The organism is Sphingomonas sp. ID1715 (assembly GCF_013044515.1).
Taxonomy (GTDB): domain Bacteria; phylum Pseudomonadota; class Alphaproteobacteria; order Sphingomonadales; family Sphingomonadaceae; genus Sphingomonas_B.
The window spans coordinates 83,236-94,252 of record NZ_JABEPR010000004.1; the positions used below are offsets into that span (position 1 = coordinate 83,236).

Sequence of the window (11,017 nt, forward strand, 5' to 3'; positions counted from 1 at the left end):
CCTTAGTCCATCCAGTCGCGCATGTCGGGCGTGTCCACGACCTTGTACGGAATGCCGCGCGGACCCAAGAAAAGCTTCTCCATTTCGGCGCGGGTGAAGGGACGGGCGCCCAGCCGACCGAAGACCGCGATCTGCCCGCCTTGCTCGTCGACCGCGCGGTCGCGATCCAGACCCTTGCTGAGCGCCATTGCGGGGGAGGGGGTGCGTGCCCAGGCGATCAGCTCCGGCATCGGCGCCGGGCTGAAGCCGTAGAAATTCGGCTGACTGCCCGGGCTGGTAAGCTGCACGACCTTGAGGCCGTTGCGGCCATCGGCGACGTAGCCGATCAGCGACGCGTTGGTGGTGCCGACGATCACGTCCTCGGCATCGTTCAGCTGCCCGCCGAACGTCTCCTTGCGGTAGACGACCGGCGCCGCCGGCTTGGTGACGTTGACGATCGCGAGACCATCGCCCTTTGCCGCGACGTAGAGATAGGTGCGCGCGATATACATCTTGCGTGCGTTGGCGAGCGGGATGGTGCCCGCGGGGACGGGCGTGGGCGCGCGCATGTTGGTTACGTCGAACAGCTTCACGCCGTCACGGTCACTGACCCACAGATAACGGAACTGGATCGTGGAGGCGCGCGCGTCCTGCAGCGGCACTTCGGCCGCAAGCTTCGGATGCCTGGGATCGTCGAGATCGACGACCGCGAGGCCGCGAGCCGTGGTCACATAGGCGATATGACCGGCCAAAGTGATGTGCCGCGCGCCGTTGAGCGCCCCGCCCGGGTTCCAGGTGACGCTCCGCTTCAGGAAGTTGTTGCGGAACTCGCCATCGGCCATCGTGGTCACGTCGACCAGGATCAGACCCTCTTCGGCATCGGTGATCACCGCATAGTTGTAGATGGGGTGGAACGCCTGCTCCTCGTTCATCTTCCGCATGTCGGCCGTGTTGCGCAGCGGATTGATCGCCTGCATCGTCGGCAGTGCCATGCAGGTAGCGTTGCGGGTCGCGACATGCGTGTCGTGGCCGAGGCCGGAGAAGGGACCGGTCACGATCGGCTCGGAGAAGCCCTTGTTGCCAATCGACGCCACGTCATAGACGCGGAAGCCGCCACGGCCTTCGGCGACATACATATATTCGCCGCGCAGCTGCAGGCAGCCGACCGCACCGCCGGTGTTCTGCACGACGTTGCGGAAGATCTCAGGGGCGTTGGTCTCGCCGGACAGGTCGCCGTCGAACCGGGCACCGCGCGTCCACTCCTTCAGCTCGCGGCCATTCTGCTCGACATGGAGCTTGTAGAAATCGGGATAGGCATAGCGGTGCAGATAGGATCCGATCACCGCCTGCGGCTCGTCCCATTCGGTGACGCGGACTGCTTCGAACCCGCCTTCGAGACCGGTCCACGCATTCATGCCCACGAAGTTCACGAAGTTGGTGCCGAGCAGCAGCAGCTGCGACATGATCGCATTGTTGTCGTCATTCGCCGACAGGTGGCAATCCGAACAGGTCTTGGTCTCCGCCTTCCGCACCGTATGCGGGAAGTGCGGCGCGAATGCCTGTGACGAGAAGCCCGCGGCCGAAACCGGCGGCTGCTGCACATAGATGCGTTCGCGATTGAGGTTCGTCGAACTCAGCACCAGCGCCGATGATGACCGCACCGGCGCGATGATCGCCCCCTTGGTGGTCTGGTGACGGCCCAGCTGGAACATGTCATCGCGCGCCACCTGCGGGTTGTAGGTCGCGAAGTTGCGCGTCTCTTCGCCCTCATATTTGTGGCTGTTGGTCTTCCAGTTCGCCTCGATCGGCAGGTGGCAGCCGCCGCATGAAGTGGTCCAGGACAGATGGCAGGTGTAGCAGGCCATCTTGTCGTCGCCATGGGCGCGGTCGCCCATCTTCACGCCCGCGCCGAAGCTGAACTTGCCGTCTTCCGCCCCGCGCCGCGACATCAGCTTGGCGCGCGCCGCCTTGGCATTGAAATGGGTCGACGAGCGATCGACCGAATCCTTGACCAGGCTGACTCGCCATTCGAGCTTCGGATCGACGATCGAGCGTTGGATCAGCACGCGCTGACCGTGGTCGTCGGTGCCCCATTCGAAGCGGCGCTGGCCATCGGCATTGCGCAGCAGGGCAAGGTTGTTGCCGCTCGGCGGCGCCGCCGGGCCGGAGGTCAGCAAAGTCGGATAGGCGTCGGCGGTGCCGTGGCAATCCTTGCAGCCGATCTCGATCGCGTTGGCGACTTCGCCATAGATCAGGCCATTGCCGTGATTGTCCTGCGCGAAGTGGCAGTCGGCGCACTGCATCCCCTTTTCCGCATGGATGTCCATCATGTGGACGGTCTTGCCGGGATTGGTGCCGGGCTCGACGAACTTGCCTTCGCCCTGCTTGCGCCATTTCTCGGGGTCGTTCGGATCGACCTTGTTGTTGTCGGCGTCGAGCAGATTGCCTTCGCGGTCACGCTTCAGGATCGCGCGGAAGTTCCAGCCATGGCCGTGATAATCGGCGAACTGCGTGTCCTTCAGTAGCGGGTTGATGTCGTAGACGTTGCGCAGGATCTCGAGATCGCCCCACAGGCCCCGCGCGGCGGCTGCTTCGGGGTTGCGGTCGTTGATTGTGCGCACCTCGGCCGCCGTCGGCCGGCGCTGCGTCTTGAACTTCTTCGCATAGTCGGCGTCCGACATGCCGGCCGGACGCGGGAATTTGTTCTCGGGTCCAGGCCACAGGAAAGGCGCGTCGGACTCGTAATCCCACATGGTGTAGCCGAGATACGAGTTCAGGAAGATGTTCGGCTGGTGCATGTGGCAGTTCATGCACTGGGCGGTCGGGATCGCGCGCGTGAAGGCGTGCTGGATCGGGTGGCCCTTCTCCTTCGTCGCTTCCGCAGGCGCCGCACCATGGGAGTCGCCGCCCTTCAAGGCGCCGTGCTTGGCAGCCCAGCCATGGCTCGCCGACTGCATCTTGCCCGAAATGGTGGGATCGACGGTCGCGGTCTGCCCGTCGCGCCCGAACTTCGCATAGGTCAGGCTGTGCCGCGGCTCGCGGTCGTTCGCGTAGACGACATGGCAGCCCGCACAGCCGGACTGGCGATAATCGCCCGGCTGGTCGTTCGTGCCCATGAACCACATGAACGGGTCGTTCAGGCGCGTCTTATGGATGTTGAGCGCGGGGATGGCGACGCGCAGACCGGTGCCGGGGCCGCGGTTCGACTGTTTCAGGTCCGGCCGACCCGGTTCGTCCAGGCGCTGGATCGAGCCGGTCGAGTTGGGCAGGCCAATTTCGGCGAAGTTCGAGTTGATCGTGCGGCCGCCGCGTTCGAACACGCGGAAGATGTCGGCCGGCGGAATAACCGTCCAGGCAGGGAGGGGATAGAGGACGGGCAGGGCGCCGCGCCTTTTCTGCGCATCGCTCACCGTACCGTGCGGGCTGCCGGGCGACATGATCTTCGCCGGCTCGCCGGTGCGGGTATAAGCCTCGCCCAGCACGTAATTCTTGAAGGGCACGATGCCGTTATTATAGGCCGCGCCACCCCACAGCATCGCACCGGACGCCATGATCGAACGCTCGGCTGCCTCGATCACTTCCATGTGGCAGGCGCCGCAGGACTCGCGGGCGACCCGATAGTCCGATGGGTTCACGAAGCGGATATATTCCGGCGCTTCCTTGTTGAGCAGCGTATAGCCGCGCTCCGGATTGGCGGATGACGGCCAGTGCCAGCTCTCAGGATATTTTGGCAGCACATGCGCCTTGTTGCGCAGCGCGACATAGCGCGGATCGTCATGTTTCCAGGCCGGATCGACGGCTTCCTTGAGCGGCGTGCCGCCATGGCAGTCGACGCAGGAGATCGCGACCGCGGGCGACACGTGCATCGTGGGCGCGTCGGACGCGGTGTGGCAGCCCAGACAGCCTTCATTCTGCGCCGTCATGTCCTCGGGCGTTCGGTCGCGCGGCGCCGGCGGGAAGAAGGGATAGCTGCGCGCCACCGGCTTCTCGGCGGAGGAGGCGACCAACTGCGGGCCGATCAGCGCCGCGATCAGCAGAACGAGAGAGCCGAGCAGGGCGTGAATGGCGCGCATCAGTAGGTCAGGATCGCGTTGAAGAGGACGGAATAGAAGCGGTGGTCGCGCGGGCGGCTGCCGAACAGGTCCTTGAAGCCGTCGCCCGGCTGCAGCAGCGCGCCTGACAAACGGAAGACGATGTTCTGGTTGGCCTTGGGCCGCCAGATCGCCGCCGCCGACAGGTCGAAGCCGATGTCCTTCGGAATGGAGCCTTCGACCCGCAGCGCCTTCAGCGTCGCGGTGTTCGCAAACCAGAGATGGTTCGCGTTCAAGGTGAAGCGCGTGGTCGGCGTCAGGTCGAAATCGGCGCCTGCTCCGACCAGCACCGTGCCCGGATTGTTGAAGTTCGACTGGCCCTGCTCCTTGGAGGAGCGGAGCGTGTTCAGGATCCCGTTGCGGCCATTGAGCGCGACCGCGCGGCCGCCGCCGGCGAACGGGATCGTCTGGCGGATCCAGTAGCTGGTATCGGCGCCGGCGAAGATTGGATTCTCAAAGATCGCGTCGAACCCGGTTTCCTTGTTGTCGTACGGGTTCTTGTCGCCGCTGGCATAGAGTGCGGCGCCGCGCAGCCGGATCCAGTCGAAGTCGATCGAGGGCTCGGCTGCGAAGAAATAGCTTTGGATCTTGGCGGATTTGGACGTGAAGAAGCTGTTCCGGTCTTCACCGAACGCACCATAGGCGGAGACGGTCAGGTTGATCCGGCCGAAATGCCCGTCGCCATTAAAACCGACATAAACGACGTCATATTCGCGGCCGCGCAGGTCGCCCAGCAGGGCGGGCCGGGCGGGGAAGCCATTGTCGTCGATCTCGATCCGGTTCTGCTCCCGGTTCATATTGTAGACGACGGTTGCCTGGCTGGTGAAGCTCGGGACGGGGAAGTCCTGCAGATAAGCATTGGCGACGAACACCCAGTCGCGCCGCGGCGCCTGCACCACCGAGTTCAGGCCCGAATTGGTGTCCTTTTCCAGCCGCCAGAAGGCCGCGAGATTATATTGGAAGCGGTTGTTGTCGCGATTGCCGAACAGGCGGATGCCGAGCTGCAGGTCGTTGAACAGGAAGCCCCGGAAATCGCTCTGGAACGGCTGGATGCCGACCCGGATGGAGTCGAAGTCATAGCGGTCCGACGTGTTGCGGATGTGATAGTCGATGAAGGCTTCCTGCACGCCGAGGAAGTGGTCGAGCCGCTTGGTGCCCTTGGACGGCTCGACGAAGAGCACGCGCCGCTCCGGCACGGTCACATAGTTGATGTTGTAGGCGAGGCTGACCCGATACTCGATCTCGGGCGGCTTGAACGCGGTATAGCCCTTCACCAGCGACGCGCCGAAGATGAAGGTCTGCGAGAACACGTTCGAATAGGGCTTGCCGAATACGTCGTTGCTGTCCGGCCGCGTCGTGGTCTGGTTGCCGACGGGGATCGGGAAGCTGCGCGGCTCGACGACCGTGTCGGACGCGGCATTGATCGAGAAGAACCAGTCGTCGCCGTCCAGTCCCAGGAATTTGGGCGTGCGGCATTTGGGCAGGCCTTCGCGACGCCGGCGCTCCTGCTCCTCATCGGTCGGGATGCAGAGCGGACGGTCGCCCTTGTAGGTGTTCTGGTGATAGGGATCGAGGAACCGCTCCTTCGCCAGACCGAGCGACTGGATCAGGCGCCAGCGGTCGGGCACCGGGAATTCGCTGGTCGGGAAGGCTTCGGGCGGCGGCGCACGGACCGCGCCCGGATTGTCCTGCTCCACCTTGTCCGGCAGCTCGCGCTGGGTGACGCCCGGGCGGCGGCGACCGTCGATCAGCCCCGAATCCGGTGCCTCCAGGTCCTGCGGCTCCGGATTGGCTCCCGGCATCGCCACGGGTGGCGGCACGGCCTCAGGCGCAGCAGCGCCTTCCTGTCCGGCAAACGCGAGCGCGAGGAGAGAGGCGGACCAGAGCATCAGATCCCCTGGCAAACATTCTGGTCGTTGGAATCGAGGAACGGCGCGAAGGGGCAGTTGACGTAGCGCAGCCGCACCTCCCGGCTGTCGGGCAGGCGCACGACCACGCGATCGGCGCGCATCTCCGGCGGCGCATGGCCGATCGTGCCGACGCGCTTGCCGCCATTGGCCAGTCCCAGGAAGCTGATCATGTCGTCCTGGTCGATACCGTCGCCCGAAATGCCGATGCCGCCGACCAAAGTGGTGCCGCGATAGATCGGGACCGAACCGGGGAAGATCTGGATGCCGTTCGCCAGCCGGTTGTGCATCGGCGTGATGTCGAGCAGCTTGGTGCAGCGCGGCGGCGTGTCGATCGGCACGTCGAGCTTCAGATAGGCGACATGCTCATCCACATTCGGCTTGATCAGCGCCGTCTGCAGGCCGGTCGAGAAGGGGTTGAACTGACTGATCGGGCGGCTGAGCGGACCGTTCGGCCGGCCGACTTCGCCGTCCGGAAAATACGGGCGCGACAGGTTGCCGTTCGCCCTGTCGCTGAACGCGACCTTGCCGGTCAGCGCGGTCGGGTCGCCGAGAAAGTCGCGCAGCCGCTGCACGAACTGGCCGACTTCCGGCTGAATCGCCGCGCCCAGTTCCTGTGCCGCGAGCGGATTGGAGAAGAAGGTCGCGGTCCGCGCCTTTTGCAGGCTCACGTCGATGCCAAAGATCGGCGCGTCGGGCGCCCGCACGATGCCCAGCACATTGCCATAGGTGTCGACAACGGAGATCGAGACCTGGGCGCGGCTGTCGAGCGGCTGGCGGATTTGTCCACGCGCCCGGCTCATGATCTTGAACGCTTCCTCGAGCACGGCGCGGACTTCGGCCTCGGTCAGCGGCTGCGCTACCGCGCCGCCATCGGTGCCGCCGCGAATCGGATAGCGGTTCCGCCCAAGGCCGTCGGTCAGGATGAAGGCGTCGGGATTGTTGAACTCGGCACTGGTGGCGCGGCGGATGCCGGACTGCTCCGTCCCATAGGCGACGCCTGCCCGCAGCGAGAGATCGACATAATCGCGCACCGGCGCCAGCGAGCCTTCGACACCGATGATCGTCGAATAGGCCGGAGCGTTGGCGGGATTGCTCTTCAGCTGGGCGGGGACGGCATCGCTATAGCGGAGCGAGGTGCCATCGACCGTGATCCGGTTGGCGCGGATCGACTCCGGCGCCTCGAAGCCGAACGTCGCGGCGAGCGCGATATATTCTTCGTCCAGCCCTTCGAAGTCGGTGATGTCGGGATCGAAGTCGTAGACGCCGTCAGCCATCACGCCGACGCCCCCGACCAGGACACCATTTTTATAGAGCGGAAAGCCACCGGCATCCGCCGACAGTCCGAGCGGCGAGCGCTTCGGCCCGATCAACGCGGTCGGCCCACCATTGGCGAGGAACCGCGCGGCAAGGTCGGAGCAGGGCAGCTGGCTGAACTGCACGCCGAACAATGGACCGCTCTCCAGCCCGGCCGCATTCGGCGCCGGCGGGAAATGCTGCTGGACGATCTGGCTGGCGGTGCGGCTCGAAAAGGCGTTGCCGCCCGATGACAAATAGGCGCCGGTGATGGCCTTGGCGATCGCGCCGCCTTCGGCCGGAATGACCATGCCCTGGATATCGCGCTTGCTGCCGTCGGGGGCGGACGCGACCGTCAAATTCTGCGGCGACCCGGTCATGCGGAAGATTCCGAGCACGTTGCCGACCCGGTCGACCACGGCGATCACCGCCGGCCGCTGACTCGCCTTCGCTTCGGCTACGCCTTGCGCCATGATCCGCTGGACATCGGCGAGGGTCAGGGCTTCCTGCGCCGGCGCCGTGTAGACCGTGGTAGGCGTGGGGGAAGGCGGAGGCGTGGCAGCGGGGGAAGGCGAACTGCCGCCGCCCCCACACGACGCGAGCAGCAGCGAGGCTACGGCAATCGCCGCGGCCGTTCGATGCGCGGCCGTGCCGCAACTGGAATACAGAACGCCTTTACGCATTACCTGAGGGTCCGGATCGTTCGGGCGGCGCCGCCAAGGGCGCGGCGGAATTCGAGGGGCTTGTAGCTGTTAGGCTCACGCACGGCGGCATAGGCGCGGTTGATCTCGGCCCGGATCGCCGTCGCTGCGTTGCCATTGACGCCGCCGCCGTTGACGAGCGCGTTGAGCAGGGTGTCTAGCGCCATCACCGCCTGCACGCTGCCTTCATAATCGGTGAAGCGCGGGCTGATCGCCTCGCTCGCGATTGCGTCGATGATGGCGAAGGTTTCGGGGCGGCCGAAGCTTCGGCGCGAGAATGCGTCGGCCATCGCGCCAGCCGTCTCGCGCAACCGTGCCGCCGCCGCCACCGCACTGGCGCGATCCCGGGCCAGCGCCGCGTGAAAGGCGCGCGCATCGGCGTCGAAGCGGCGTGCGAGATCGGGCGCCACGACGCGCGCCGCGGCCGCCAGCATGATCATGTTCTCGTCGTTGAACGCCGGCATGCCGTCGGGGATCGGACGCCCCGGATTGGCGATGTTGGTCGGCCGCGCGCCCGGCTCGTCGGAGATCCGACGGTGGCAGGTGTGGCAGTCGAAGAAGTAGAATTCCGGGAATACGCCTTCCTGGCCCAGTCGCGGCGTCGAGTAGAGGGATAGCGCCCGTTCCAGCGCCATCGCCTGACCGGTCGCCCACATGCGCACATTGTCGGTGCGGCCCTTGCGCGCGGCATAGTCCGCATCCTCGTTGTGATGCTGCTGCAGCGTCGAGAACAGGTCCATCTCGAACGAGATGCGCGGATGCCCGGCGGCCATGATCCGGTGGTTGACGAACTGCCCCGGATCGGCGCTGCCGAAATGGCAATCCAGGCACACGCCGGCGCGCACTTTCGGGTTTTCCAGCGGGACCATGCCCTGGGCGACATTGCGGGCATGGCTGGCGCCGACAGTGTAGTGGGACTGTAGCCAGTTCTGCGCCCCGCCATGGCAGGCTTCGCAGCCGATCGCGTCGCTCTTCTGGAACCGCGCACCGCGCGCCGGGGCGGGATCGGCATGGCAGCCGAGGCACATCTGCGCGGACGTCGGGTCGCCGATGCCCAGCCGAGCCGCTATGGCCTGGCCGCGCGCGCCGGAAATCAGTCGCAGCGACCGGCTGTGCGTGCCGCCCGCGGTCGATTCTTCCTGCCAGAGCTTGATCTCATCCTGGCGAACGATCTTGCCGTCGCCTTCCTGGCGACCATGGCAGGTCGATCCTGAGCAGCTCGCCACGCCCAGATGCGCGGCAGCGGGACGCGCGGATTGCGCAGTCGACGGTGAAGCGGCGAATGCGATCACGAGAGCGATCGCGACTAGGCCCAGGCACAAGCAAATCGCCAGGCTGGCCGCGGCGCGCGCCCGCAGGCTCGCTAATACCCCACTCATACTCGCGCTGGCCCCCCAAGTTTGACCTGATCCGGCGTACGCGACCCGCCGCTTATCCTTTGTCGCCGTTATGCTGGCATGCGCGGCGGCTGGCAAGCGGGGCCGCGCGAAAAGCTGGTGGATATTGCTGGCAAATCCATCATGATCGATCAAGGCGCGGAGCTGGGGAGGCGAATATGGAAGGGGATACGAGCTCGGGCCTCGCCTGGGCGATGGGCCATCTGCAATATCTGCTGCTCGTCGCGGCGATGCTGCCGGCGCGGCTGGTCCGGGTGCGGATCGGCGTGGTAGCCTCGGCCATTGCCGGTATCCTGGCGAGCGGACTGTTCAGCTTCCAGCCCGCGCTGCTGTTCTGGAACGTCGCGCTGCTGCTCGTGAACCTCGTCCTGCTGCTGCAGTTCATGCGGAGCAATGCAGCGGTTCGCTTCACGTCAGAAGAGGAGCCGATGCTGCAGGCGCTGCTCGCCGGCCTGCCGCGGGCGCGCGCCCGGCACTTCCTGGATCAGGGGCTGTGGCTGACCGGCAAGGCCGGTGAAACTTTGATCCGCGAAGGTGAAGCCGTGACGCACCTCTTCTATATCGCCGAGGGCGACGCCGAAGTGAGCAGCGGCGGCAAGGCGGTCGGCCGCGTCGGCGCGGGCGATCTCGTTGGCGAAGTCACGGTTCTGTCGGGAGAGACGGCGAGCGCTACGGTGACGCTACAATCGGCCGCCCGCCTGTGGTGCGCGCCGGCCAAGAGCCTCCGGCTCTACCTCGACGCCCATCATGACGTACGGCACGCGGTCGAGGTCAGCTTCGCCGCCGCGCTCCGTCACAAACTGCAGGAAATGAACAAGGCCGTCGCACAAGCCGGGGGAATCCGTTAGCCCCGGCGCTGCTGGTTCAGCACTTCATAGGCCATGACGGCGGTCGCGACGGCGGCGTTCAGGCTGTCGGCCTTGCCCCGCATCGGCATCTTCACCAGCAGGTCGCATTCCTGCTCATAGGCCTGTGGCAGGCCCTGCGCCTCGTTCCCGACCAGGATGAAGGTCGGCGCCGCATAGCTCGGCGCCTGATAGTCGATGTCGGTGCGCAGGCTGGTGCCGACCAACTGGCCCGGACCGTCTCGCAGCCAGGCAACGAACTCGGCCCAACGCGCGGTCGTGATGGCCTGGGTGAAGAGTGCGCCCATGCTGGCGCGCACCGCCTCGACCGAGAAGGGGTCGACGCAATCGTCGACCAGGATCAACCCGCCGCCACCGACCGCATCGGAGGTGCGCAGGATGGTGCCGAGGTTGCCGGGGTCGCGAAGGGCCTGCGCGACGATCCAGATATCCGCGCTGCCCCGGTCCAGTTCGCTGAGCGGCGTGAGGCGGTCCCGATAGGCAGCCACCAGGGTCTGCGCATTCTCCTTGCCCGAAAGCTTGGACAGGATGTCGGGTGTCGTCTCGATGACCTCGCCGCCCGCGGCCTCGGTCTCGGCGATCAGCCTTTGAGCGAGCGGGTGATCGCCGCCTTGGGGCGCGAAGAACAGTATATCCGGCAAGGCGCCCGCATCCCGCGCCTCAGTGAGGATGCGCAGGCCCTCGGCTAGGAACAGCCCCTCGCGCTTGCGGTGCTTCTTGTCGCGCAAGCTGCGCACGCGCTTGACGAGTTCATTGGAAAAGCCGGTAATCTGGCGCAGG

The 11,017-nt window shown here is 65.9% G+C and carries 6 protein-coding genes; 1 reads left to right on the forward strand and 5 read right to left on the reverse strand.

Going from position 1 to position 11,017, the window contains the following annotated elements:
* Positions 1-2: 2 nt before the first annotated feature.
* The 4 genes from HJG53_RS12035 to HJG53_RS12050 all read right to left on the reverse strand — a co-directional run bounded on the left by HJG53_RS12035 (position 3) and on the right by HJG53_RS12050 (position 9,353).
* Positions 3-4,052: a multiheme c-type cytochrome gene (locus tag HJG53_RS12035; protein WP_171130903.1), complete on the reverse strand. Its 4,050-nt coding sequence runs from the start codon at positions 4,050-4,052 to the stop codon at positions 3-5.
* Complete coding sequence (locus HJG53_RS12040; RefSeq protein ID WP_254447747.1) at positions 4,052-5,872, reverse strand: hypothetical protein; 1,821 nt, start codon at positions 5,870-5,872, stop codon at positions 4,052-4,054. Before HJG53_RS12040 ends, HJG53_RS12035 begins: the two co-directional genes overlap by 1 nt.
* An 86-nt stretch (positions 5,873-5,958) precedes the next feature.
* Positions 5,959-7,956: a heme-binding protein gene (locus HJG53_RS12045; RefSeq protein WP_171130907.1), complete on the reverse strand. Its 1,998-nt coding sequence runs from the start codon at positions 7,954-7,956 to the stop codon at positions 5,959-5,961.
* Complete coding sequence (locus HJG53_RS12050; RefSeq protein ID WP_171130909.1) at positions 7,956-9,353, reverse strand: multiheme c-type cytochrome; 1,398 nt, start codon at positions 9,351-9,353, stop codon at positions 7,956-7,958. The genes HJG53_RS12045 and HJG53_RS12050 overlap by 1 nt, the downstream gene beginning before the upstream one ends.
* 176 nt (positions 9,354-9,529) lie before the next feature.
* Here HJG53_RS12050 and HJG53_RS12055 point away from each other — a divergent pair, with 176 nt between their 5' ends.
* Positions 9,530-10,219 (forward strand): Crp/Fnr family transcriptional regulator, encoded by a 690-nt coding sequence (locus tag HJG53_RS12055; RefSeq protein WP_171130911.1) that lies wholly within the window; start codon positions 9,530-9,532, stop codon positions 10,217-10,219.
* Here HJG53_RS12055 and HJG53_RS12060 read toward each other — a convergent pair.
* On the reverse strand, positions 10,216-11,016 hold the full coding sequence (locus HJG53_RS12060; protein WP_171131206.1) for an RNA methyltransferase: 801 nt from the start codon (positions 11,014-11,016) through the stop codon (positions 10,216-10,218). The genes HJG53_RS12055 and HJG53_RS12060 overlap by 4 nt on opposite strands.
* Position 11,017 lies beyond the last annotated feature (1 nt).

Coding starts and splice junctions, on each gene's coding strand:
- HJG53_RS12035 (WP_171130903.1), bottom strand. CDS start 4,052: ATGCGCGCCATTCACGCCCTGCTCGGCTCTCTCGTTCTGCTGATCGCG.
- HJG53_RS12040 (WP_254447747.1), bottom strand. CDS start 5,872: ATGCCGGGAGCCAATCCGGAGCCGCAGGACCTGGAGGCACCGGATTCG.
- HJG53_RS12045 (WP_171130907.1), bottom strand. CDS start 7,956: ATGCGTAAAGGCGTTCTGTATTCCAGTTGCGGCACGGCCGCGCATCGA.
- HJG53_RS12050 (WP_171130909.1), bottom strand. CDS start 9,353: ATGAGTGGGGTATTAGCGAGCCTGCGGGCGCGCGCCGCGGCCAGCCTG.
- HJG53_RS12055 (WP_171130911.1), top strand. CDS start 9,530: ATGGAAGGGGATACGAGCTCGGGCCTCGCCTGGGCGATGGGCCATCTG.